Genomic DNA, 24,702 nt, shown 5'->3' with positions numbered 1-24,702 from the left:
GATACGGAGCATCATTATCTTCTGATTGCTCAAAATATTATTTTTTCACGATATCCTGTACCGCTTTGTCGAATTTCTCAAGCAATTGATCGCTAGTAATTTGCTTGCCGAGATATTCTTGCATTGCTGCACCCCATTGCTGTGTAATGCCGTCAGGGAAACGATCCCAGTTCCAGCTTTTCACTTGCTCTGGACTCGCATTCGCGAAGGTTGCGAAGTCGCCGCCGATTTTGCCTACCGCTTCTGGGTTCGGCTCGATGGAGGACAATGCCGGTACAAATTTGAAATCGGTTGAAATGAATTTTTTGCCTGTTTCCGAAGTAACCATCCAGTTCAAGAAGGCTTTCGCTTCTTCCACTTGGTCGGATTTGCTGTTGACGATCCAGTTGTTCGGTACGCCGGTAAATACGTTAGGCTTGCCTTGAAGAGGGACAGCCATCATGCCAAGGTTAAGCGCGGGATCAATTTCATCAATCATGCCTTGAATCCAGTTGCCGTGCTGAATCATGGCATATTTGCCTGCTGCGAACTCCGCTACCTGCGTATTGTAATCCGTTGTCAACGCATTGTCTTGACCATTCGCGAACATAATGTCCACTAGGCGAATCCACTGCTTCATGATCGGATCATCTTTCAGCTTCACTTTGCCCGCTTTCACATCTTCGATAAATGCCGCAGGATCAGCTTGGTTAGCAAATGCGATATTTAGCGTATGAATGCCCATCGACCACCACTCCGAAGTAAGCGCGAATGGAATGATGCCAGCATCCTTCAGCTTTTTAGCTGCTGCTTCTAGCTCCTCGAGCGTTTGCGGCAGGTCGGTGATGCCTGCTTTTGCAAATAGATCCTTGTTGTAGGTGAAGCCATAAGCTTCAAGGTTCATCGGCATGCCAAGCAGCTTGCCGTCACGCGTAATTTGCGCTTTCGATGCTTCAACCAAATCCTTCGCCCAAGCCTCGCCAGTCAAGTCCGTCGCACGATCCACGTAAGGATCGAAGCCCGCCCAGCCGCTTGAGTTGAAAATTTCCGGCTCCTCGCCAGCAGCCAGCTCTGCTTTCAGCAATGCGCTGTAGTCTTCCCCGCCGCCGTGTGTCTCGATTTCCACTTTTACGCCGGTTTCCTTCTCGTATTCAGCAGCCATTTTGGCAAGTGCATCAGCTATCTCTACCTTGAATTGAAACACTTTAATGGTAACGTCCTTCTTCGGCGCTGCCGTCGCTTCTGTTCCGCCATTTTTTTCAGTTTCTTTTGGTGCATTTGTTGCTTTCCCGCCGTTGCCGTTGTTGCTTCCACAGCCGCTTGCCAGAACGATGAGCATAATAGCAGCTAGCATAAGTAAGGAAACTTTTTTCATCTTATGACCTCCCGCAAATTTTATATATCATTTCGTTTTTGTATCGCTTACATCGTCATTATAATTGTGCAACAACGTGGCACAACACCGAATATATTGTACTTCTAGGTGTAAAATGTTGATAACTTCCATAATAAAACTTTTTATCGTTAACCTTTAACTGAACCGGCTGTAATTCCTTCAATAATGTGCTTTTGCAAAAATAAAAAAAACAAAATAATCGGAATCGTACTAAGCGTGAGTGCAGCCATTGCGAGATCCCACTTGCGCAAGTATTGGCCAAAAAACTTTTGCACGGCGAGCGGAATCGTAGTCAGCTTATCATTTATAACGAGCACTGGCAGCAAATAATCATTCCAAATCCACAGCACGTTCAAAATAATGACCGTTACCGTGATCGGCTTCAGCAGCGGAAACACGATACGCCAGAACACGCCATAAGGTGAGCAGCCATCCACAACCGCCGCTTCCTCTACCTCTAGCGGAACAGATTTAATGAACCCATGATACAGAAACATCGACAAGGAAATGCCGAAGCCCATATAGCATATAACGATACCATACAAATGTCCGCGCAATTCGAACATCGACGTAATGCGCATCAGCGGCAGCATAACCGATTGGAACGGAATGATCATGGCAGCAATAAGCACCGTCAGCAATATTTTATTAAAGGTCGTCGGACGCCTAACTAAGCGATAAGCCATCATGGAGCTGACGATGACAAGCATAAGGACGCTAATCGAGGTCACCATAAACGAATTCAGAAACACCGTCGGAAAATCAATGGCAACCCATGCGCGCTTGAAGTTGTCCAGCCCCAGCTTCTCCGGCAGCGAAGCGGCGTTGAGCAAAATAAATTTGAGCTCCTTAAACGAGTTGATGATCAAAAAGTAGAACGGTGCCAAGAAAATGAGCGCAGCCGCGATACCTATAATTTCGAGCAATAAAATGAGAGGTGTATAGCGCTGTTTGTTTTCCATTACGCCTCCACCTCCTTCTTCTTCGTGAACCATACCTGCGTGACCGTAATTAAAGCTACGCCGAAGAAGAAAATCATCGCTTTCGCTGTTCCGAGTCCATAACGGTTGTTAACTAGCCCCTCGCGGTAAACGTTTAGCGCAATCGATTCCGTTGCATTGCCAGGACCGCCAGCGGTGAGCGACAGGTTCAAATCGAACATTTTGAACGAGTTTGATGTCGTAAGGAACAAGCAGATCGTAATGGCTGGCATAATAAGCGGCACGGTGACTGAACGCAGCATTTGCCAAGCTCCTGCCCCGTCGATTTTGGCGGCCTCGATTAAATCCTTCGGCACACTGATCATAGCTGCGATATAAATAATCATCATATACCCTGCCGTCTGCCATACGAATACGATAACGATGCCCCAGAAGGCAGTATTCGGAGTACCTAGCCACTGAAGGTTAAAAAATCCGAAGCCCGTCGCTTCGCCGATAGCCCGAAAGCCCCTTACGAATATAAAATACCAAATGTAGCCGAGCAGCAGTCCCCCGATTACGTTAGGCAGAAAAAATACGGTTCGCAAAATGTTGCGGCTCTTCAGGTTTCGCGTAAGCAGCAGAGATAACAGAAATGCCAGCAGGTTGGTGACGATAACCGCGGCAGCCGTAAACTTAGTCGTAAACCAGAATGCATTCCAAAAACGCTCATCGTCCGAGAAAATCTTAACTATATTTTTCATACCTACCCATTTGGCGTTGCCGAGGTCCATCCCGTTCCATTCCGTAAAGGTGTAGTAAAAACCCATCACGAATGGCGCAAGCACAATCAATATAAAGGCAATGAGTCCCGGTCCAACAAATACCGTTTGCTGTATCCATTCGTTCCACTTGATTTTTTTGGACATCATTCTCGTCCCCTTTCTCTTCCCTATGTGTCAATGTATCTGTTGATATTCACAGTATAAAACCGAGTCCCCCATCTAACCACAGAGAATGATGATAAGGTAGGTGGACTATATTGACCATCCGCAGCAGGATCGGTTACTGTGTTTATGCAAGAGTGACTTAGACAGAAAGCGGGCGATTGTGATCATGAATACGATTAAGCCATTTAACACGATTCGCAAAAAGCTCATGCTTTTGCTGCTCGCAGCTACAATTTTGCCGATTGCAACCTCGATGATTATCTCTTATAATGCGACAACCAAATCGATTACAGAGGATGCGATTGCCCGCAACAATCGACTGCTGTCGCTCGGGAAAACCAACATTATGAACTACATGAACAACATCAATCAGAAGTCGCTCGCTGTCTACAACGCAATGAACGTTCCGCGCTCTTTGTATTATATTTTGGAGCACAGCATGGAGGATGAGGTATTCCCGAACGATATTACAGACGTCATTCGCAATCGCAACCTGCTGAAGGATCATTTGTACAACATGTATCAAAGTGTCAGCGAGTTTCATAAAGTAAGGCTTTATGCGGTCAACCAAAACGCAACGTATCTACTATGGAATGACGACATTAAGGTTGGGCGAAACAATGTCCCCATTCCACAAACCTTTAAGAAAGCTTATATAGAGCCTACGCACATGAGCCATAATTACGGACTCATTGATCTCAAATCTTCGGCAAGCGAAGAAATGGTATTTACGCTTCATCGTCCGATCTTCCTCGCCCCGAGTGATGAGCTGCTTGCTGAATTGTCTATCGATGTAAGATTGAATGTATTAGAGGATCTAAATCGCCAGCTCTATGACGGCGGTGAGGAAAGCTTCTATATTGCGGATTCGAATGGTCAAATCGTGCTTTCTTCAGATAAAAACGAAATCGGTACGTCTGCTAAACAGAGCTGGCTGGGGACGATTTTGGACTCCGGGCAGGACAGCGGCCATTTTGACTGGAAAGAGGAATCGTTCAAGGGCATGATTTTTTATGATCGGATTAAGACGCCTTACATGGACTGGTATTTAATTAAACAGACGCCCTACAAGCATCTCTTCAGCGCTGCCGATCGGATTGCCCGCATCAATACGGCAGTCGGAATCGCTTTTCTAGCCATTGTCGTATTAGCCACTCTGTTCATTTCGATTCGGTTTACGAAGCCGCTGCTTCGCTTAATCGGTTATGTGAACAAGATTGAGACGGGCAATTTGAATGTAGCGATCGACATACACAGCAATGATGAAATCGGCCTGCTCGCAAGGCGATTCCGCTCGATGATGCAGACCATCAACAATCTCATTTTGACCGAATATCGGCTTGAGATTGCCAATAAAACCAATGAGCTGAAAGCGCTGCAAGCTCAGGTAAATCCACACTTCCTCTATAATGCGCTGCAATCGATCGGTACCGTTTCACTGCAGCACGGCGACACCAAAGCGTATTCACTCATTACGTCTCTTGGGAAAATGATGCGCTATCAAATGAACGCCATGGATTCGGTCGTGGAGCTGCGCCGGGAGCTCGATTATGTTCAGGCCTATCTTGATCTGCAGAAACAGCGTTTTGATACAGCTCTCCATGTGCAGCTGCTAATTGACGAGCAGACAAGGCAAATACTCGTTCCAAAAATGATTTTACAGCCGCTGCTCGAAAACTTTTTTAAGCATGGGTTTGTGCAATCATCGGAGGAGCCTTCGGAGCTTCTGATTACCAGCGCTTTGGATAAGCAAGGGGAATGGCTTTCGATTACGGTTCAAGATAATGGCTGCGGCGTGTCCGAAGATCGGCTGCAAGAGGTGCGGCTTCAACTGGAGAAAATGCATCCAATCGGAACCGGGCAAACGAATGATCAAGAAGAGGGCGGCATTGGCCTGCCTAACGTGCTTTCGCGTCTGCGCCTGCATTTTAACAAAACGGCTGCTATGGAGCTGCGTCACGTGAAGCCGCATGGCTTTTCCGTTACGATTCATATTCCGCTAGCAAAGGAGAATGAACGATGAAGGCATTAATCATTGACGATGAGAAACATGTGAGGGAAGCGATACGGCTGCTCGTCCCTTGGGATGATTACGGCATCGATACACTGCTTGAGGCACAAGACGGTATCGCCGCTACTGCTTTAATTCGCACGGAACGGCCAGAAATTATTTTCACCGATATGATGATGCCTAATATGAATGGCACGGAGCTGCTGCAATGGGCGGCTGAGCATGCGCCCTCCAGCAAAATCATCGTCATTAGCGGCCATGACGACTTTAGCCTCGTTCGCCATGCGGTCAAATACGGCGGAATTGATTATATTTTGAAGCCCATTGATGCTGAGCAGCTCGTTAGTGCATTGGCGAAAGCAGTGAGCTGCTATACCGCGGAGGAGCAGGAGCGATGCCGCAAGACGAGGATGAATATCGAGCTTAATCAGCTTAAGCCGATGTACTTGGAGCAATATTTTTCAGCAATGATCAACGAACCTGGCTCCTACTCGAACTTTGCAGATACGCTCAGACTGGAGTTAGGGATTACGAAACCTATACCCCGAGCACGTGTTGCACTGGTCAAGCTTGAGCTAGCCTCACCGTTCATTAGAGAGAAATTCGCCTCAGGACTCGATTTGCTGCTGTTCTCTTTGACGAATATATGCAATGAATTTCTAAAGGAAAAACAAATCGGCTTCGCGCTTCGCCACCGCGGACAGGAGCAAGAGCTATTGCTGCTGTTTTGGGGAGATGGAGAGCTGGCGCCTGCGTTAATCAAGGAAATGAACGATGCGATATTTGTGATATTGAAGACGCGGTTTCATTTTGGACTCGGGCATGCTGCAGCCTTTCCTTCATCAGCAGCCACCGCTTATCAACAAGCGAAGCATGCGCTTTTGCGCCGAAATTTGCTCGTTAACGATTCGTATTGCCATACTTTTGAGGCAGCAGTTCATCAGCACAAAAACACGCTTTTGCTCTTTAGCGAGCATGAAGAAAAAATAAAATTTGCTGTGCAAAGCGGCAACAAAGAACAAATCCGCCGCGCTTTAAAGCCTTGGTTCGAATCACTTGATCAAGCAGGATTCATCTCGCAAGAGCAGTTAATGAACTGGCGTCAGCAATTCGAGTTCGCCAAGTCGATATGGGAATACAAAAGCGACAAAAACAAAAGTGGAAGCAAATCTGATTTAATTGAGGATCAGACACTCTTATCCTTGGATGCCAATGGATTTTTTGATTATGAGCAGTGGAAACAGGGCGTTTTTGTAGAAACGTGTGACGTTTCCTTGCGTTTGGCTGAACATGACAAGGAACGCAGTGTCATTGAGGACATCGCTGCCTATATTGAACAGCATCCTCACGAGGAGATCACGCTGCAGGATATATCCGAGCGGTTTTATTTAAGCAGAGAATACATTTCGCGCAAATTCAAGCAGGAGACGAATGGCAATTTATCCGATTTTATTGCGGAGGTTCGGATCAAGCGGGCAAAGGAGCTTTTGGCAAACGGGCAGTTAAAGATCGCTCAGGTTGCTGAGCTGGTTGGCTTTCAGGATGAGAAATATTTTAGCCGCGTCTTCAAGAAACGTACGAACTGCTCTCCGAACGACTATAGGAAACACCATTACAGCGGGGATAGTTAGCGGGAACTTGCTTTCGCATAAGGGTTAAAGTCAGCTCCATAAACTGATTCAAAGGCAAAAAAAAAGCTGAGCTTCGTTCAATTGGCGTTAACCAATCGAGCAAAACTCAGCTTCTCTTTGTCTAAGAAAGACACCTACATTATCGGTGTACCCTTCTTCAACGTCTTCATGTCACTATTGGAGTTATTGAGCGCGGGCAGCATCTTCTCACCACTGACCATTGGTTCATGGCAGATTAAACAAGTAGGAACGTGATCAAACGCAAAGTTATCGCGCATCCAACTGTTGCACCCTTCCGTCTCGCATGTCCATACCTTCGTGTTTTCTTCCGGAATTTCTTCAAGCGGTTTTTTACGATTGTACATATGGTCAGCCCCCTTCGCGATAAAAAAGGAAAAACTGCCTCGAACTTAGAGTAAGGGGCAGTTATCATTTATAAACAGCAGTGTATTGTGAATATTTGCTTCAAACTTGCAATTGATTTTATTGTACCATATTTCGTCCAATAAAGGCAAATATCAGCCTATATTTTAGCGCCTTTTTTTTGGAGAGTGGCAGTAATGCGCAAACAGCTGCTCAATCGGTTTGAAATACAAATGCCCATCCTCCCAAGGTTGAAAATGAAGATCCATTCTAGAATCGCTCCAATTGGCAGGAGTCCCTGTCGTACTAAGCTTCCCTGGCAATATGGGCTCCTCGACGACGGCAGGAAATTCCTGATAACCAAACAGCAAATTCTCATGCATCGCAATGATTTCATACTTCGGCCCATGGAAAGCCCGCTCCTCTTGGAGCTGATAATGAAAATAAATATAGCTTGCTGCCATTTCCGGCTTTAAGTGCGCTACTCTTCCAACACGCCGTTCAACTGTTTTTTTGCGAAGCCAATGATCACAGCTTGCTGGCTCGTTGAAATGGAAGACATCAATCATCGGAATCCATTTTCGCGCAGCTGAATGTCCAGGCCAATCCTMCAAAAAAGCAGCCATCTCTGGAAGCAGCTCATCGGACTCGAGCACTCGTTCGATGCACTCACAGTAAATGAACACATTTCGCTCCCATTGGAAGCAGCCAACCGTCATAATCTCCCCTTGCTCTATTAGCTGCTGTACAGCAGCTGACTTTTTTGCCGCTTGGATGGCCTCCATCTCGAAGCCTTCTTTCATTTGCGCCCTCGCTATGACTCTAAACATGATTATTCTCGCTCCGCTCGTACGATCAATTGAAGTGCATTCGAATTTAAAGCTTCCCTGTATAGTTAAACGTGAATGACTGCATCAAAGTTGTATATATCGGTATCATAAGGGAGCCCATTGCTACAATCAATCGATTTTCTCAAAATAAGTGACGCTAACGCCAGTTTTTTAAAATGTTGGATATTCTAATTAAGGAAGTTGGAAAGAATGCCAAAAAAACGAGGAGGAAATACAATTGGAAAGCACAAGTGAGTTTGTCCAAAAGGTACAGGCTACGCAGCGTAAAGCCGAACTCAACAAAAGAAGAAACGGCAACGGCAACCCTGCTGAGAGACTTGTAAATAAACAGCACAGCACCAATAAATAAATGATTGGATAAGGCTTCGAATGGGTGCTGTCGCCGCAGGGTGGCAGCACCTTTCTTGCTTTGCAGAGAAGGTCATCTCTTTCAGCAGCTAGGCAACTCCGACATGTTTGGACACAAATAAAAACCAGCCTTACATGTGTAACCATGTTTGACTGGCCTATGTGTACAGCAAATTGATAATTGCATATGATTGCCTCAAGCTTTTAAACCGAATACTCATGAGGGTAATAGGCGATATGAGAATCCGCTACAATCGTGAGACTGTTTTCGTCAGCGTTATATTCAACTGGACCGTCTTTGACGTAATACCACGTTTTTAGCGTCGGCTGATCGTCAAACTCTTGGAAAACAAACACGTTCAGCTCAGCTTTATGAGCAAGCAGCTCTTCGATACTTTCGCTCCATGGCACAGAAACCGTAAATCGCCAGCCTTCCCCCTGTGGAACAAGCGTATAAGGCACTTCCAGCTTATTCGAATCAATAAACATCCGACCACCCACCGCATGTTTAACAAGAAACGTTTGTTTCATTTTTATCCCTCCTTAAAGTTTGCGAATGCAAACTTACTTCGAAAGCGTATGCTTAAGTTTGCGAATGCAAACTTACTTCGAAAGCGTATGCTTATGCGATAGCAAACTTACTTCGAAAGACTAAGGCAAATCGATCAGCATAAAAAAAGCTGGAGCCGCAGCGGTGAGTGTAAGCTCCTCAGCTGCCTCAATTTGTGCCTCATCACCGGTAAAAAGTGTTTCGCCGTGAACCGACAGTTCACCTTCAATAATATATATAAATTGCTTGCGTCCCGGTTCAACAACGTATTCAAGCTGTTTTCCTTGCTCCAGCTTGCTCAGATAAATCGTCATATTCTGATTTATGGAGGCAACCTGTTCCAAATCTTGATTTGAAACGACAGGAAGCAGTGCATTATGCAGCTTTTCTACATCGAATCGGCTCGCTTCATAGGAAGGTTTCATCCCTCGTTCCTGCGGCATGAACCACAGCTGGAGCAAACGCAGCTCTTGATCTTCTGATGCGTTAAATTCCGTGTGGATAACGCCCGTGCCAGCTGACATCCGTTGCACCTCGCCAAACGAGGACACGACCGAGTTGCCCATGTTATCCTCATGTCTAATGCGGCCATTCAATACGATAGATACGATTTCCATGTCGCTATGCGGATGCGCGCCAAAACCTTTTTCCGGAGCCAAATAATCGTCATTGCACACACGCATCACACTAAAGCCTGTTCGATTCGGATCATGATAAGCTCCGAATGAGAAGCTTGGGTGGCTGCGCAGCCAGCCTAGATCCGCCGAATGCCGCGATGCCGCGGGGAATACATCGATCATAAGTCTCTCCTCCAAACAAGTTTTTATTTACTTACTTATATATAGCAGTTTTTCATTCTCCGAGCAAGCTTAAAATTGAACAGCGTTGAGCAGCGGCTCGAAACCATCGATATGGCAGCCTACTATATCTCCGCCGCGAATAACGACAGCACCTGGAGTTCCTGTCATCATAATGTCGCCCGGCAACAGCGTCATCACTCTGGAGTGAAAAGCAACAGCTGCAAAAGGGCGGAACTTCATATTGAATACTTTATTGCGATGTGCGGCCTCACCATTAATTGCGGTTTCCACATTCAGCTCTAGCAAATCAGGAAACTCATCCTTCGTAATAAACTCCGGTCCGAAGCTGAAAAAGGTATCGAAGCTTTTGGCCCTCGATAAAAACCTCTGATGTCTAGCATGAATATCAGCTGCCGTAACATCAATTGTCGTCGTATACCCGGCAATGACGTCATACACTTCAGCTTCTGATATATTTTTGCAGGTTTTTCCGATAATAATGCCGAGTTCAGCTTCTGCTGTGATTTTCCCAACTCCCTCTGGAATTTGTATCGCATCAAGCGGACCGATAATCGTCGTATCTGGCTTAATGAAGCTGACTGGCTCTTCATTTGGGTCCGCCAACGCTAATTCTGCCGCATCCTTTACGTAGTTCATGCCGATACCCCAAATTTTGCGAGGGTGACGGTATAGCGGAGCGTAATGTACATCCTCATAAGGAATCGCCGGCAATCGCTTCAACTTTTCCTTCCCTGCTCCTTCGTACCATTCTGTTAAAAGACTCAGCTCGCCCAAACGAATAAGCTCGAACAGCTCTATACTCCAGCTGGCATTCTCCGCCTCATTAATCGTTTCTATAAGAACAAGGCCCTTTGCACTCGGTATCGCAGCGAGCTCCTTGCCATTCCTTTTTACTGTTGATATTTTCATTGCCAGCAGCTCCTTTTCTTTAGCTTAATGGCTTTATTCGTGTCGAGACGTGATCAGCCACCCATTTCAACAGCCTCATATCCTGACCTTTACCCGCAATGAAGGAGAGGCCAATTGGACAGCCCAGCTCGCCTGCAATCGGAACCGTAACCTGCGGCAGCCCTGCCAGCCCTGCTAAACAGCTCATTTCGAGCGTTTGCGCGCGACGCTGCTCAACCTCCGAGCCCGATAATCCGAGCAGCGGCGCTATCGCAGGCACGGTCGGCACAACGAGCACCGTATCCTCTCCGAGCCATCCATCCATAAGCGCCCGCGCTTCATCCCGAATGGTGAAAGCTGTACCACTATCCTCTTCCCGCAGCGTGCTCGCCCAAGCAAATCGCTCCGCTATGCCCGGTCCGAAGGCAGGCTGCTCGCGCAATATCCACTCCCGATGCTCACGCCAGATTTCTAGTCCTTGAATAATCCGAAAAGCATTCACCCACTCTCGCAGCCCGTTTGGCGCAATAATGGCTTGTACATGCCTCTGGGCTAGATCATGCAGCATTGGAAAATATTGCGACGAAGCTGTATATGTGTGCTCATCCGTCAATGCCCAGACATCCTCAGCAAACACCATTCGCGTGAATGTCTCCTTACCGCTCCCTTGTTCATCAAGCAGTACACTGCCCACTTGTAAAAGTGTTTGCGCATCACGAGCCATCCAGCCTACCGTATCGAAGCTAGGCGCCAGCGGTATAAGCCCCTTCGTATCCACTGCACCATGCGTAGGCCTTATCCCATAAATTCCGCAATAGGCGGATGGCACGCGAATGGAGCCTCCCGTATCCGTACCTATAGCGAAATCTGCTAATCCTGCCGACACCGCAACAGCTGATCCGCTGGAGGAGCCACCGGGTATTCGGCCAAACGCTTTAGGATTCACCGGTGTTCCATAATGGGCATTTTCCCCGTTGATGCTGTACATCAATTCATCCGTAATGGTCGTTCCTTTTAATGTCGCTCCGTTTCGAAGCAGCAGATTTATGACCGAAGCGTGCTTATCCGCCTCGTCATGTGTTCGCAGCCAATCGGGATTGCCTGCACCTGAGATGTGACCAGCAATATCGAATACATCTTTTACCGCATACGTTTTACCGCTTAAGACACCTTCAGCTAAAGGCTCTATCTCAAGCTGTTCCGTCGCATACGCATTCCAGCTTTGCTTCATCAAGATCCCCGCCTCCTCTTTACCATCCCATTGCTGCGCCATCGCAGCGCGGATCCGATCCGCCTTGCAGTAAGCCTTGCTCATCTCGCATAATCGCATGGGCATGGCCCATAATGCCGTCGAAGTCCTTCACTTTCTTCACCGTGTGGCCTGCCTGCGCCAGCGATGCTAGTACGTCTGCAGAAACACGTCCTTCTATCTTCAGCTCCTGCGTTGGCTCTCCCCACGTTCGGCCCCATACCCATCTAGGTTCATTTATCGCTTGCTGAGGATTCATGCCATAATCAATCATCCGGGTAAATATCGCCGTTTGCGTCTGCGGCTGCCCCTCGCCGCCTTGCGTGCCATACAGCACAGCAGGCTTGCCATCACGACATGCCATCGCTGGCATTAAGGTGTGAAATGTCCTTTTAGCTGGCTTCAGACTGTTCACATGATTCGGATCAAGCGAGAAAAACGAGCCGCGGTTTTGCAATAAAACCCCCGTATTGCCTGCTACGACGCCCGATCCAAACTCGAAGTACAAGCTTTGAATGAAGGAGACGGAATTCCCTTCCTCATCCACAACTGCTGCATAGGCAGTATCGCTGCCCAGCACCTCGGATTTCTCGCATGAAGCATGATTTAACTCAATTGAAGCAGCTAGCGCTGCCGCATAGTTTTTATCCAAGAGCCGCTCAAGCGGTATGCTCGTAAAGGCAGGGTCTGATAAATATTTGTTCCGGTCACGGAAGCTTAGCTTTAATGCCTCGACGCACAGCTGATAATAATGATGGGAGCCATGTTCAATTTCACCGAGCTTAAATTGCTCTAGTATTTGAAGTGCCATAATAGCAGAGAAGCCTTGTGAATTGGGAGGCATCTGATGAAGTGTATACCCTCGGTAAGTGCCCTCAATCGGGGTCACCCAGTCGCCATGATGATCCGCAAAATCATCCTCGGCAAGCAAACCATTCTGTTTGCCCAAAAAACTCGTTATTTCCTTTGCGGTTTCCCCTTTGTAAAATTCATCGCGCCCAAATTCCGCTAAACGGCGCAGCGTCTTCGCAAGCGCAGGCTGCTTAAAGCGCTCGCCCACCTTAACCGCCTGCCCGTTTGGCAAGTATATATCTGCTGTTTCGAGTGTTCTTGCAAGAACGATTTCATTATGAACCGTATTTTGATATTGATCATTCGACATAGGGAAGCCATTCGCGGCGTAATCAATAGCGGGTGCCAACACCTGCGCCCAGTCCAGTCTGCCATACTCTCGGTGAACCGCATCCCAGCCGTCTACCATGCCGGGCACGGTTACGATACTGCCAATGCCCCGATTTGGAATCGCCGCCAAGCCATCGTAAGCACTAATACTAGCTTTATAACCAGATCGGCCGCTGGCATTATAGCCGCGCACCTTTCCTTCACTATGATGATAGCCGAGCCAGAAGGAGTCTCCTCCAAGGCTTGTCATATGCGGATAAACGACGGCGAGACATGCGCTCACAGCAACAGCTGCATCGTAAGCATTCCCACCTTGCGCAAGCATACGAGCGCCAGCTGCAGTAGCTAAATAATGAGGGCTGACAACCATAGTTTTGGTTCCGATGACCGATTGATTCATATCTACCACCCCTAAAAATGGATATAACTCTAATCAAACTCGCAATTCACTTATTTATATGTTAGATAATATAACATTGTGTATTCTTTTAAAATACCACCTCAGAGAATGATAGGCAATAAAAATGTAACTTCTTTTTATTAATTGTGTTGAAAACGAATGGTGATGTGTATATATTTATACATATGGTAATCAAAATTCAGTATTACAAGACACCTTGCAAAATGATGAAATAAAATTGGAGCTGATGAACAAGTGCAAGAAAAGCCTTTTGATGAACCAAAAATTATGGAAATTGATGATATTGATCGTAAAATCATTGCTGAGCTCAATATTAACGGAAGAATATCTTACACAGACTTAGCGAAGGAGATTGGATTATCGCGAGTAGCTGTCCAATCTCGGATTAATGCGTTGATGGACGGCGGCGTAATCGAACGATTCACGGCCGTCATTAACCCTGAGCGAATCGGCATAAATGTATCGGCTTTTTTCAATGTAGAGGTGGAGCCTAAGCATCTGCATGCCGTTGCTGATCAGCTCTCGACTGAGCCGTTTGTCACCAGCCTCTACCATATGACTGGACCAAGTAAACTGCATATGCATGGTCTGTTTCGCAACAATCAGGAGATGGAGCATTTTCTCAAAGATAAGCTTTACACACTGCCCGGCATTATGAGCGTCGATTGTCAGGTGTTAATTAATCGTTACAAGAGTCGAATGGGAATGAGGCTGTAGATGATGGCTGGAAAAATAATGAATAACCGCTACATGCAACTTTCATGGGCGATGATGAAGACTGGTATTCTTGGCTACGGGGGCGGCCCGTCCGTTATCCCGCTAATTCGATATGAGGCAGTTTCGAACTATAAATGGATTGAAGATGAGGAATTTGGTGAAATTCTTGCGCTAGCGAATGCACTGCCAGGTCCGATTGCAACAAAAATTGCCGCCTATTTAGGGTATCGCGAAAAAGGTACTCTCGGTGCCATCGTGTCTGTTCTCGCCCATATCATTCCTTCTGCTGTTGCGATGATTCTGCTATTAACGACGGTTCAATTCCTCAGCAGCGCAGCCTTCATACAAGGTATGATCGGTGCGGTAACGCCCGTCATCGCTGTCATGCTTGGCATGATGGCCTATGAATTCGGAGAACGTGCTGTCAAAGGACTTGGCAAATACGTCGGCTTTGGCTTTTTTGCATTAGCATTTGGACTGCTGCAAGGCATTCATATTCATCCTGCTATCGTCATTCTTTTATTTCTTGGTTACGGTGCTTTTCATCTGAAAACAGTTGCAGCCCTTCAGCGCAAAAAAAAGCAGAAACAGCTCCGAAACAGCCAGCAGAAGGAGGGCGTAACGCGTGGAATGGATTAATTTAATTATCGGATTTTTTATCGCTAATGTGCTTGGCTACGGGGGCGGACCAGCCTCCATTCCGCTTATGTACAGGGAGATCGTAACGAATCATCAGTGGACGACACCAGTAGAGTTCTCAAACATACTGGCGCTTGGCAATGCACTCCCAGGTCCGATTGCGACTAAAATTGCCGCCTTTGTCGGCTACGATGTCGGCGGCTGGATCGGCTTAATTGTCGCATTAGCTGCAACGATTGTTCCATCCGCTGTCGCGCTTATTCTACTTCTTAAGGTGCTGCAGAAGCATCGTCAATCGCCTGTAGTCAAAGGAATGACGCTGCTTGTACAGCCTGTAATTGCCATAATGATGCTGCTGCTTACATGGCAATTGGCTGAAAGCTCTATCGAATCGATCGGAATTGTGCAATCGCTCATTATTGCAGCGGTCGCCTTCTGGGCGATGCAGTTCCGCAAAATCCATCCTGCCATTGTCATCGTTATCGCATTCGCCTATGGCGGTCTTGTTATTCCTCATTTGAACGTACTATAAATAACTAATAGGGCGAATCCGAGTAGCAAATGTCTACTTGGATTCGCCCTAGAGGTTTTCTTAAAACTTCTAAATTATCATTCCTTAGGATTACTCGATAACGCAAACCGCAATACTCTGCTAATTGCCGCTGGCAGCACACTGACATGACTCTCATCACAAAATTTCACCATTTCAGAATAAAAGCCTTTTTCCGCAAGGGTCAGCAGCCGTTCAGCAAGCCGTTCTGCATCCTTCACCATAGCCGGAAGCTCGTCTGCACCAATAGTCAGCATCAACCTCGGTAGATTGCCCTCTTTTATGAAACTCTTCTCAAAAGCTTCGGCTTCCTCCAGCACAGCATGATGGTTCCACCAAATAGAGGGACTCCCCGCTGCATAGTTTTGAAATGCTTGAGGCCTTGTAAATAAGGCATGAAGGACTAGCAAACCTCCGAGCGAGTGCCCAAACAGGCTCTGTCTTGTCGTATTAATCGGATATTGTTGCTCAATAGTTGGGCGCAGCTCCGTCTCAATAAATTGGAGGAACGCATCAGCGCCCCCATGCTCTGGCCACTCCTGCCCATTCGGGCGAGCAGGCAGGTTCTGAACCTCTGCTGGCATTGTGAAATCATAACATCGCCTGCTCATCTCAAAGGGTTCCCTTGAAGGGTAACCTATGCCCACTATAACTACAGGATCATAACCATGCGGCTTGCGTATTTGAAGACGAGCGGCCTCCGCAAAAGTAGCGAATACAGCATCCCCATCCAGAGCATAAATAATTGGATAGCCCTCTGCTGGAGGCGGCTCGCTCGGAATGGCTATCATCAAACGATACTCCAACTGCTTATGATTTGAGTAAATGACTTGCTCAAAACGGCCTTCGACATAGTGGCTGCTAATGTTGTTATGACTCATGGTGCAAGCAGCGCCACAACATCATTGATTATTTTTCCATAAGCAATCAGTCCGCTTCCTGTCCAATAAGTATCGTCAACCTCATAGACATGGCCAGCTTTGGCGTATGGCGTGTTCTTCCAGATCGCGTTGTCGGTGAGCTCCTTCATATTTGCAGTTCCCGTACCTTTGTTGTTCATTGTAAAAATAAAATCGGCATCTATGTCCGGTATAATTTCAAGTGACACATCCATACTGTTCTTCGTTTCTACCAGCTTGCTCTTTCCAAGACCCAGTTCATGCGATAGAACGTATCCGCCAAAATAGTTGCCGCCAATCATATACATGCCTTTTCCATTAAAATTGATAAGTGCTGCCTTCTTGCCTTCCCCCACAGGCGCAAGCTTTGCCTTCGCTTCCTCTTTCTTCTTTTCATAATCCTTCAGCGCCTGTTCTGCCTCTGCCCCTTTGCCCAGCAAATCGCCAAGCTTTGTGACTGAGCTTACCAGATCACCTGCTGCGTTTTTAAATACATAAGTCGGCGCAATTTTGGAGTACTTCTCATAAACGCCATTTTCAGCATAGAAGGCTGTATGCAAAATAATTAAATCCGGCTCGAAAGCCATGACTACCTCTGGTGCGGGCGGAAGCCCGCCAACAAAGTTAACTTTAGGCACATCTGCCAATTGATCCTGCAAATATAACTGCCCATTTTTCCCATCTGCCCACTGCGCCACCGGCTTAACGCCTAAGACAATCATGGAATCCTCCATATATGGAGCAAATACCTTAAGAGGCTTAGTCGGAATCGTAATTTCATGATCCAGCTCATCCGTAACTACCCGAGTTGAAGCTGTTGTCTCCGCTTCTTCAGATGCTGCGGTTTCGTTCGGGACTGCGGTTTCTTGATTGGTCACTTCCGTTTCGCCCTGCGAGCCGCATGCGGTTAGAAGGCTAATGCTCAGTATGAATACGAGCAGCACTAGTGCGCCCTTTTTGAACGATTTAATGAATGAATAGTCTCTGGCCTGCATAAAAATAACCTCCTCCTGTGATAACGTTTCTCATTTAAGAAGATTATATTTCATGCGCACGGGTGCTTCCATGGACTTTATCCGCATATGGGTTTGGACAATATCCTGTGAATAGAAGCAGAATCTCATCCAGCATTCGGTTAATGGCAAAAGCAGAGTATTCACACCATGGGTCAGACGGAATTAGATAACTGCTGCCTTTTTCTACTGCTTTAAGCTTGCGCCATTCTACATGATGTTGAAGCGTTAGCCAATACGTACGTGAAGCCCTCTCTGGACAGACCAATAACAGTAAGTGATCTGGATTAATCTCTTCAAGCTGCTTCAAGGATATTTCTTTATTGTAGAGCTTCTCTCCCTTATAAGCGGGATTCAGCCTCAAATCCTCATAAAGCACATCATGAATTGCCCTGTTGCAGTACATATGAAGGCCATTGCCATTAATGCGGATTACGGCAAAAGTTTCTTTGCCTACTGCTTCTTCTATTTTTTGTTTAGCAAAAGCCGCTTTCCGATTATAGTCTTCTATCCATGCTTTGGCTTGACGGTCTCGCCCAACAAATAATGCTATTTGATGAAGCTGTTCTTGCCAGCTTGTCTGCTTTGCAGGCACAAATAACGTCGGGGCAATGCCAGCAAGCTTCTGCTTCTCCTCTTCCAGCAAAACATCTCCTGCAACAATGGCATCCGGTCTGGCTGTTATTAACTTATTTAATTCTGTCCCGCTTTTCTCCTCACCATAGCTCATATGCAGCTTAATCTCATTTTGATAGACATTGTAGTAATATGGCGTCCACTTTGAATCAAGCGGAGCAGCCGCAGGTATCAAATTGAGCGCTAGCAATTGCCCCATGATGGCAGGCGAATAAGCGGCGATGCGCCGCCTAGGATTTTTTATAAAAGCAGAGGGAGATACGCCAACCTCTTTCTTAAACTTCCGGCTAAAATAAAACTCATCGCTATATCCTACCTTTAGTGCAATTTCCCGCAGCCGCAAATCCGACTCGGTCAAATATCTTTTGGCACGATTGATGCGAAGATTCGTCAAATAATCGATTGCGCTCTGACCGTACGTTTTTTTGAACAAGTCCACAAAATATTTTGGACTGATATTTGCCAGTTTAGCCAGTTGATCAACAGATAAAGGCTCATGGTAATGCTCCTCCATAAAGCTTCGGATATTCAATAAGTCCACCCGTGGCGACCGAATGCGCTCCTCCTCTAGAAGACTGTTATCTGAGTCCATCATGATCCCCCTAAGCCTGCCCTAAAACAAATAGATTCATTATTTACGCAGGACTCTACTTAAATATTATTAATTTCAGTATACCAGTGGTGATAATCATTATCAATTAACAATGCAAATAAGCCCTTTTTGCGAAGGGCTTCATGTTTTTTATCGTGAGTATTAGTTCTTTGTACAACGATTTATTTTGCCAACTTATCCATTACTGTTAATTGAATACGCTGCATCACCAAGTAGAGGCTCGTACATCATAATTGCATGATTCTCTGTAATAAACTCATCTTCTAGTAGTATTTTCTCTGTGTTATACACTTTTCTATATATTTTATTATGCCGGACATAACCACCCCAAAACTCATGAGTGATCCAGTGTTCTTTTTCATATACTTCATATGTTTTGATTCGAGGAATTTCGGCTCGCCATTCCCCAACTAAATGCGTATCCGTCAGATTCAAACACAATTGATAGGTATGATTCGTTTCATTCTTAATCTGCAAATCCAAATAATTGTAGGAACAGGTTGCCCCGCTGCCAAAAGGCTGCTTTCGATTAGAATCCGGAAAAACATCGTAGCTGTGTCGGTACCTCTCCGTAATCGTCAGAGGAGAATGCAAGGTCATCCAATAAATTAAATTCGATAATTGGCATAACCCGCCGCCTATCCCTGTAGTCACCTTCCCATAGTGCAGAATCATGCCATCTACATAACCATCTCTTTTTGCAGGGTTCCCAATCAATCGCCAGTACGAGAAGGTTTCACCCGGTTTGATCACTAAGCCGTTTATTTTTTTCGAGGCAATTGCAAGGTTTGTAATCTTATTATGCTGCAGCCACATATCCACATCCCGCAGCTTACGAAGTAGTGGTGTGCGATGTTCAAAAATACGATGAGGCAGAAGATCATAGTTGGGGCGATGTTTCGCAAACTTTTTCTCCCCAAAGTACCAATCGAGATAACGCTTAAATCGGTAATACTTTTTCCCAAAATAAATCCTTAACCGGCTTCTCTTTATAGGTCGCAATGAGGTCATAGCTGTGAACCTCCCTCCTATTATCTACAACAAATTAAAGTTAATCTTTTTTAGCTTTCTTTTTCATTTCAGTCCACTGAGTAAACACGAGCAATAGGCAGCCAAAAAAGAGCAGCAGACGAAAATAAGATATAGCCTGGGTGTCTATCCACTGCTTGATCAAATCGTATCCGTAAAATAAACTTAAAGCTACTCCAATACCCATTTTACAAAGGCCTATCTTCTATAAAAAGTCCTTTTTATTCATTCGCCATAAACCTCCTGTTGTGCAAATGATTCCAGTACCTAAAAGCAGCAGAATAGAGGTTGTCAGGTTAGTCCCCCCTGCAAAGTTACCTGTGAAATGTGAAACCATATCTAAATGGAACATTGGATAATAGTTAACAATGGGATATGAACTTTTGAGCATAGATAATATCGAATCAATGATCATGACGAAGATAAAGGAAGCAAGTACGGAGAAAGATGAATTGATGCTTAGAAGCAACGATAAGAACAAAACCACGGATGAAACAGTTAATATCGTTAACATATTTAGAATTATACCCAAAATCGTAAATTCCCAGCTCTCCATAACAAAAGGTGACTGTATGGCATCCAGCACGACATAAAGAGCTTCAAAGCCGATATTTCCATCATGAACATACCCAATGAGAAACGTAGCAATATTCATGATAAGCATTAAAACTGTCGACATAACAAACAAGGAAAATAGCTTTGTTAAAAAGAGCTGTGTGCGTCCAATYGGGCTAAGCAATAGCATCTTCATCGTACCGGAGGACGTTTCTCCAGAAAACATATCCCCGCCGATAACTATAATAATAAGTGGAATGAAATACTTAATTGAAATACCGCTCATATCCGTATTAAGCCAGTGTATCGCACCTTTTGGCTCTGGCTGTATACCAAGTTCAAGCTGATGCTGTACTATCGTGATTTGATTGTTTACTTGCTTATAAACAGGATCATCCACTGGGATTGTCTGAATATATTGCATAAGTTGACTGAGCTTTGCCTGCAGCCCAGAACTCCAATCGGCTTCAGGAATGGCGCTTGCAACAGAGTCAACAGCAAACCATTCGGTTATAAATAATGTCAGAGCAAATAAACTGTATATCCCCAATATCCAACAAACGCGGCGTTTCTTTTTCATCCACTCATTGATTAATACACCGTACCAATACCCCACTACGCTCGCTCCTTGCCTTGTGTGCTATCTAGAAAGAAATTCTCTAAAGATTGCTTCGTTTGCTCAACCCAATAGACAGGTATGCCCCGGTTATATAAACGATTAACGAGCTCCGGTATATGCTCATATTGTGCATTTATCAATATTTGAAAGCCTCTTACTACAGGCTTATATCCACCTTCCTCCAGAAGGGCATATGCATCCATAATCTTGCTCTCATCTATAGTAAAACCTACAACTTCACTTTGTAGTGATGACATTTCCTTCACAGCAATTGTTTTCCCATGGTCGATAACAATAACTCGGTCACATAATTGCTCCATCTCACTAAGGAGATGAGAGGAAATAAAAAAGGAAACACCTGTTTGTTCTCTCAATTCGCGAATCAGCTCCCGCATTTCAATAATGCCGGAAGGATCTAAGCCATTTGTTGGTTCATCTAGTATGATTAAGCTTGGCGTTGCCAAAAGCGCTTGAGCAATAGCCAATCTCTGCTTCATGCCAAGCGAATAACGCTGTACTTTCTCTTGAATGCGATCTTCCAAACGAACCATTTTTACGCACCAGTCAATCTTCTCTTTTGATATATTCACGCCACTTATACGAGCAGCCTGCATGAGATTCTCCATACCAGACAAATAACCATAAAGAGCAGGCTGCTCTACTATTGCTCCAATATGTTTCATTGCCTTTGAAAAGTCTTTTTGAATATCGTAGCCCATAATTTTAATTTCGCCTTGATCCGGCTTGATCATGCCCGTTATCATCCGAATAGATGTCGTTTTCCCCGAACCATTTGGACCAAGAAAACCCATGATTTCTCCTGAATTGACGTGAAGCGTCAAGCTTTCAATAATCTTTCTCTTACCTAGCGTTTTGGAAACAGCGTTAATTTCAAGCACCTTATTGTTGAGCATGATTATGATTTCCACCTCAGCCTGATAGATTAATAGGGCAAGTCTTCTTTTCTAATCCGAAACCAAACTAAACCATAACAAATAAATGTAGTTGAAAGCAGTACTATGATAGACAAAACCATCGTGCCTTCTCCTTTAAAGGTAATGTTTAAATGAGATACCAAATCAATATGTCTCATAAAATAATACTTCTGAATCGGTATGCTATTTTGAAATGGCGAAAGCAGTATTTTTGTCAAAACAATTGCAATCATTGAGACAACAATGGACAAAGCTAGATTCCGAATAAAATAAGAAATACACACAATAACTGCAGCTATTGCAACAATACTAATTAAATTAAGAGCAAGTCCTGCTAAAACAAACAGCCATATGGGGACAGCATAAATAGTACCTAGTTGCAGCGCGATATCCCCAGTCCAATCTCCCCACCCATTTCTAATGCTAAGCAAATAAGTGCATAAATAGGATAGAAATAAAATAGAGACGGAACAAATGACTACCAGCGCTATTTTGGCATTTAAGATGGTATGCCGTCTTACCGGCCGCAGAAGCATTGATTTTATTGTGCCTGAGCTTAGCTCTCCCGAGAAAATATCCGCACCTATAAAAATAATGAGAATCGGAAATAAAAATGCGATGTAAACACCTGTCATCGAGCTTATTAACTTATGTGTAGTCGTAGAACGATTTAGATCGATATGATTGTCAATATGAAAGGTGTACCATTCTATTTGAGCTTTCAATTGTTTTCTATCCCACGTATCTTCTGAAGGCGTTGATTCAAAGAGTTGACGCAATCGATTTCGTTCATCCACTACTGATTGCAACGAATCCGCTTCTGACATAACGTTAGACTTGCTAGACGATGGAATAAACGCAAAACGATCGTTAAGTAACGCTGTCGCTAAAAAACCTATAAAAAAAATAAGCATCGTTATAAGTATGAACAATATTCGCTTTTTCCTTTTTACCCATTCGTTATGTAAGGAACCTATAAAATAAGACAAGTTTTGATCCTCCTGAGATAAACAAATATTGTAAATATTAGATTTATGTAAATTCGTTTACAATTATAAACATTTCATTCGCCAATGTCTATTTCGCAAAACATGAGCCAGTATTAATAGATTTATCATCTATTTCTACTGGCTCATATTCATCCATCATTTAAAAGATATTAGAAATCCATTCCCAAACATAAGTTACTGTTTCGATAACAACATCGACCCAGATCCATTCCCATATTTTCTTAATAGCATTCCAAACTTGCTTTTGTTGTCTTTCCGTACTTCTAATAACACGTCTAACCCATCCCCACATACTTGTTCATCTCCTATTGCATTTTTGTTGGCCACGACTGAAATATAACATGGATAAAAAAGGAATGAATTCCACGTATTTAGTCATAAAATGCGATTTTAAGGGAAAAAAGACGAAATGCATGTGGGAATACCAACTATTTATAATGATAATTATCTGTTTATTATTATAATTATATTTCAATTAAAGATATGTAAAACTTTGTCGATTTTAATAGACTAGAAAAAGTAGGACTACTTAATATAGATGATTTAGTATATTATTCCACTAGCCATTACTTTTGAGCTGCACTTGTTATTAAATTAAAGCGATTGGGGTGTTATAAAAATCAACTTAATACGCCTAGGAAATGAAATTAGCTACCTTAGGAAAAAGAGACAATTAACGCAATACAAGCTTTCTACTCAGCTTTGTACACAAGCGTTAATTAGCAAAATCGAACAGGGGCAAGTTTTGCCAAGCGTTGAAATCTTGTACAAAATATCGATTAGATTAAAGGTTCCTTTTCAGTCATTATTTAAAGCCTTAATATACGAACGGCAGGATTATTATGATCATTTGTTTGAATATTTAGATTTGATGAGCTTTCATCAGAACTACAATGAAATCTATACATTATGCCAGTCAGAATTAAAGAAAAAAAATGCTGAAGATATTACCAATCAAATATTAGAATACTATACGGTTTCTAGTTACTTTTTAGGAAATACGAGCTTTAAAGCTACCTTAGATCAGCTAGACAAATTGCTTGAATCGGATGTACATTACCATCATTATTCGAGCGAAACAATTCAAATTAATAAAGCTAATCTCTATACTGATCAAGCTATGTATAATCAAGCTTTCACGTTGTATGAATCAGTTATTTCTGAACACAAGGATTGTCCTAACTTTAATTCTTTTAAAATAAAAGTGTATTATGATCAAGCCATCGCATTCTACAAAGAGAGAAAGTTTTATTATTCTTTAGATAGTATTGAAAATGGCATTAAACATTCTATCAAACATCATGACATGAGGTATTTAGGTCATCTTTATAAATTAAAAGCTGATAATATGACTGAGCTCAGCTATGATAACGAAAATAAGCAATCGACGTTATTAATGGCGGACATTTTTTTCGAGTTATATGATTACAACAATCACTTAAAAAAAGCTCGGCATCGCTTAAATAACATCCATAGCTAACATCTGAATCATTAGGAGGTCTTTATGAGAGAACCGACACAATCATTGGATATAAAAGCAATTCATGCATGGCGAATAGAGGCCGTAATTGAAGCGTTTATCGTGTTCGCACTGCTTCTTTTGGCTCAAGTCATATTTAGTAATTTCAGCACTCCATCCTTTATCCCTCTGTTGCTCTGGCTTACCACAGGAGCATATTTTATATTCTTTGTTTACCATGTCTCGATAATGCCAAAACAAAAATATAAAAGATGGAAGTACGAAGTTCATCCTACTGAAATTTTTATAAGTGAAGGGGTTATTTTCCATCGAAAAACACAAATTCCAATAAATCGTATTCAACAAGTAACAATCAAGCAAGGGCCTGTTGCTAGAAGATTTCATTTAGCAACTGTCGAAATCACAAATGCTGCGTCCTCTATAGCGATTCATTACCTAGAGCATAAT

25 protein-coding genes are annotated in these 24,702 nt (G+C 44.1%); 8 read left to right on the top strand and 17 right to left on the bottom strand.

Annotated elements, in window-relative coordinates:
* Positions 1-37 precede the first annotated feature (37 nt).
* The 3 genes from AB4Z17_RS13340 to AB4Z17_RS13330 all read right to left on the bottom strand — a co-directional run bounded on the left by AB4Z17_RS13340 (position 38) and on the right by AB4Z17_RS13330 (position 3,224).
* Positions 38-1,354, bottom strand: a complete 1,317-nt coding sequence (locus AB4Z17_RS13340) for an ABC transporter substrate-binding protein (protein WP_441960197.1) — start codon at positions 1,352-1,354, stop codon at positions 38-40.
* Positions 1,355-1,503: 149 nt separating this feature from the next.
* A complete protein-coding gene (locus tag AB4Z17_RS13335; protein ID WP_076266327.1) occupies positions 1,504-2,337 on the bottom strand; it encodes a carbohydrate ABC transporter permease in 834 nt (277 codons plus the stop codon).
* Complete coding sequence (locus tag AB4Z17_RS13330) at positions 2,337-3,224, bottom strand: carbohydrate ABC transporter permease (RefSeq protein ID WP_076266328.1); 888 nt, start codon at positions 3,222-3,224, stop codon at positions 2,337-2,339. Before AB4Z17_RS13330 ends, AB4Z17_RS13335 begins: the two co-directional genes overlap by 1 nt.
* Before the next feature lie 187 nt (positions 3,225-3,411).
* On the opposite strand from AB4Z17_RS13330, the gene AB4Z17_RS13325 reads away from it, so the two are divergent.
* Both AB4Z17_RS13325 and AB4Z17_RS13320 read left to right on the top strand, forming a co-directional pair.
* Positions 3,412-5,268, top strand: a complete 1,857-nt coding sequence (locus tag AB4Z17_RS13325) for a sensor histidine kinase (RefSeq protein WP_441960195.1) — start codon at positions 3,412-3,414, stop codon at positions 5,266-5,268.
* On the top strand, positions 5,265-6,887 hold the full coding sequence (locus AB4Z17_RS13320; protein ID WP_441960193.1) for a response regulator transcription factor: 1,623 nt from the start codon (positions 5,265-5,267) through the stop codon (positions 6,885-6,887). The genes AB4Z17_RS13325 and AB4Z17_RS13320 overlap by 4 nt, the downstream gene beginning before the upstream one ends.
* Before the next feature lie 134 nt (positions 6,888-7,021).
* Here the strand turns inward: AB4Z17_RS13320 and AB4Z17_RS13315 are convergent, their stop codons facing one another.
* Both AB4Z17_RS13315 and AB4Z17_RS13310 read right to left on the bottom strand, forming a co-directional pair.
* Positions 7,022-7,252: a cold-shock protein gene (locus AB4Z17_RS13315; RefSeq protein WP_053373644.1), complete on the bottom strand. Its 231-nt coding sequence runs from the start codon at positions 7,250-7,252 to the stop codon at positions 7,022-7,024.
* 165 nt (positions 7,253-7,417) lie between these two features.
* On the bottom strand, positions 7,418-8,080 hold the full coding sequence (locus AB4Z17_RS13310; protein ID WP_441960192.1) for a hypothetical protein: 663 nt from the start codon (positions 8,078-8,080) through the stop codon (positions 7,418-7,420).
* Between the two features lie 238 nt (positions 8,081-8,318).
* Here AB4Z17_RS13310 and AB4Z17_RS13305 point away from each other — a divergent pair, with 238 nt between their 5' ends.
* The gene (locus tag AB4Z17_RS13305; RefSeq protein WP_076266332.1) at positions 8,319-8,450 is read left to right on the top strand and encodes a DUF4023 domain-containing protein; all 132 of its coding nucleotides are present in this window, start codon (positions 8,319-8,321) and stop codon (positions 8,448-8,450) included.
* Between the two features lie 203 nt (positions 8,451-8,653).
* On the opposite strand, the gene AB4Z17_RS13300 is transcribed toward AB4Z17_RS13305, so the two are convergent.
* From AB4Z17_RS13300 to ggt, 5 genes are all read right to left on the bottom strand, one after another.
* Entirely contained in the window at positions 8,654-8,980 is a 327-nt protein-coding gene (locus AB4Z17_RS13300) for a hypothetical protein (RefSeq protein WP_339205476.1), read from the bottom strand.
* A gap of 120 nt (positions 8,981-9,100) precedes the next feature.
* Positions 9,101-9,799, bottom strand: coding sequence for a pirin family protein (locus tag AB4Z17_RS13295; RefSeq protein WP_441960190.1), 699 nt, complete (start codon positions 9,797-9,799; stop codon positions 9,101-9,103).
* 69 nt (positions 9,800-9,868) lie between these two features.
* On the bottom strand, positions 9,869-10,729 hold the full coding sequence (locus tag AB4Z17_RS13290) for a fumarylacetoacetate hydrolase family protein (RefSeq protein WP_441960188.1): 861 nt from the start codon (positions 10,727-10,729) through the stop codon (positions 9,869-9,871).
* Between the two features lie 19 nt (positions 10,730-10,748).
* Positions 10,749-11,939: an amidase gene (locus AB4Z17_RS13285; protein ID WP_441960209.1), complete on the bottom strand. Its 1,191-nt coding sequence runs from the start codon at positions 11,937-11,939 to the stop codon at positions 10,749-10,751.
* A 19-nt stretch (positions 11,940-11,958) separates the two neighbouring features.
* Positions 11,959-13,539: a gamma-glutamyltransferase gene (gene ggt / locus AB4Z17_RS13280; protein ID WP_441960187.1), complete on the bottom strand. Its 1,581-nt coding sequence runs from the start codon at positions 13,537-13,539 to the stop codon at positions 11,959-11,961.
* A gap of 288 nt (positions 13,540-13,827) precedes the next feature.
* On the opposite strand from ggt, the gene AB4Z17_RS13275 reads away from it, so the two are divergent.
* From AB4Z17_RS13275 to AB4Z17_RS13265, 3 genes are read left to right on the top strand one after another with little or no spacing between them, the layout of a single operon-like run.
* Positions 13,828-14,277, top strand: a complete 450-nt coding sequence (locus tag AB4Z17_RS13275; protein ID WP_339209783.1) for an Lrp/AsnC family transcriptional regulator — start codon at positions 13,828-13,830, stop codon at positions 14,275-14,277.
* Positions 14,278-14,310: 33 nt separating this feature from the next.
* Entirely contained in the window at positions 14,311-14,916 is a 606-nt protein-coding gene (locus AB4Z17_RS13270) for a chromate transporter (RefSeq protein WP_441960185.1), read from the top strand.
* Positions 14,903-15,448 carry a chromate transporter gene (locus tag AB4Z17_RS13265; RefSeq protein WP_441960183.1) on the top strand — a complete coding sequence of 182 codons (546 nt, stop codon included), beginning with the start codon at positions 14,903-14,905 and terminating at the stop codon, positions 15,446-15,448. The genes AB4Z17_RS13270 and AB4Z17_RS13265 overlap by 14 nt, the downstream gene beginning before the upstream one ends.
* 77 nt (positions 15,449-15,525) lie before the next feature.
* On the opposite strand, the gene AB4Z17_RS13260 is transcribed toward AB4Z17_RS13265, so the two are convergent.
* The 7 genes from AB4Z17_RS13260 to AB4Z17_RS13230 form a co-directional block, all read right to left on the bottom strand.
* Positions 15,526-16,347: an alpha/beta hydrolase gene (locus tag AB4Z17_RS13260; RefSeq protein ID WP_441960181.1), complete on the bottom strand. Its 822-nt coding sequence runs from the start codon at positions 16,345-16,347 to the stop codon at positions 15,526-15,528.
* On the bottom strand, positions 16,344-17,360 hold the full coding sequence (locus tag AB4Z17_RS13255) for an ABC transporter substrate-binding protein (RefSeq protein WP_441960179.1): 1,017 nt from the start codon (positions 17,358-17,360) through the stop codon (positions 16,344-16,346). The genes AB4Z17_RS13260 and AB4Z17_RS13255 overlap by 4 nt, the downstream gene beginning before the upstream one ends.
* 43 nt (positions 17,361-17,403) lie before the next feature.
* The gene (locus tag AB4Z17_RS13250) at positions 17,404-18,609 is read right to left on the bottom strand and encodes an AraC family transcriptional regulator (protein ID WP_441960177.1); all 1,206 of its coding nucleotides are present in this window, start codon (positions 18,607-18,609) and stop codon (positions 17,404-17,406) included.
* A 192-nt stretch (positions 18,610-18,801) separates the two neighbouring features.
* On the bottom strand, positions 18,802-19,638 hold the full coding sequence (locus AB4Z17_RS13245) for a VanW family protein (protein ID WP_441960175.1): 837 nt from the start codon (positions 19,636-19,638) through the stop codon (positions 18,802-18,804).
* A gap of 223 nt (positions 19,639-19,861) precedes the next feature.
* The gene (locus AB4Z17_RS13240; protein WP_441960173.1) at positions 19,862-20,827 is read right to left on the bottom strand and encodes an ABC transporter permease; all 966 of its coding nucleotides are present in this window, start codon (positions 20,825-20,827) and stop codon (positions 19,862-19,864) included.
* Positions 20,827-21,744: an ABC transporter ATP-binding protein gene (locus AB4Z17_RS13235; RefSeq protein ID WP_441960171.1), complete on the bottom strand. Its 918-nt coding sequence runs from the start codon at positions 21,742-21,744 to the stop codon at positions 20,827-20,829. Before AB4Z17_RS13235 ends, AB4Z17_RS13240 begins: the two co-directional genes overlap by 1 nt.
* Before the next feature lie 29 nt (positions 21,745-21,773).
* Positions 21,774-22,754, bottom strand: coding sequence for an ABC transporter permease (locus AB4Z17_RS13230; RefSeq protein ID WP_441960169.1), 981 nt, complete (start codon positions 22,752-22,754; stop codon positions 21,774-21,776).
* A 634-nt stretch (positions 22,755-23,388) separates the two neighbouring features.
* On the opposite strand from AB4Z17_RS13230, the gene AB4Z17_RS13225 reads away from it, so the two are divergent.
* Both AB4Z17_RS13225 and AB4Z17_RS13220 read left to right on the top strand, forming a co-directional pair.
* Positions 23,389-24,255 carry a helix-turn-helix domain-containing protein gene (locus AB4Z17_RS13225; protein WP_441960207.1) on the top strand — a complete coding sequence of 289 codons (867 nt, stop codon included), beginning with the start codon at positions 23,389-23,391 and terminating at the stop codon, positions 24,253-24,255.
* 24 nt (positions 24,256-24,279) lie between these two features.
* A partial coding sequence (locus AB4Z17_RS13220) for a PH domain-containing protein (RefSeq protein WP_441960167.1) occupies positions 24,280-24,702 on the top strand: 423 nt, incomplete at its 3' end.

It is taken from the genome of Paenibacillus sp. TAF43_2 (assembly GCF_052113545.1).
Classification (GTDB): domain Bacteria; phylum Bacillota; class Bacilli; order Paenibacillales; family Paenibacillaceae; genus Pristimantibacillus.
The sequence above is the reverse complement of the archived record's forward strand: the minus strand, read 5'-3'. Positions and strand labels throughout refer to the sequence as shown.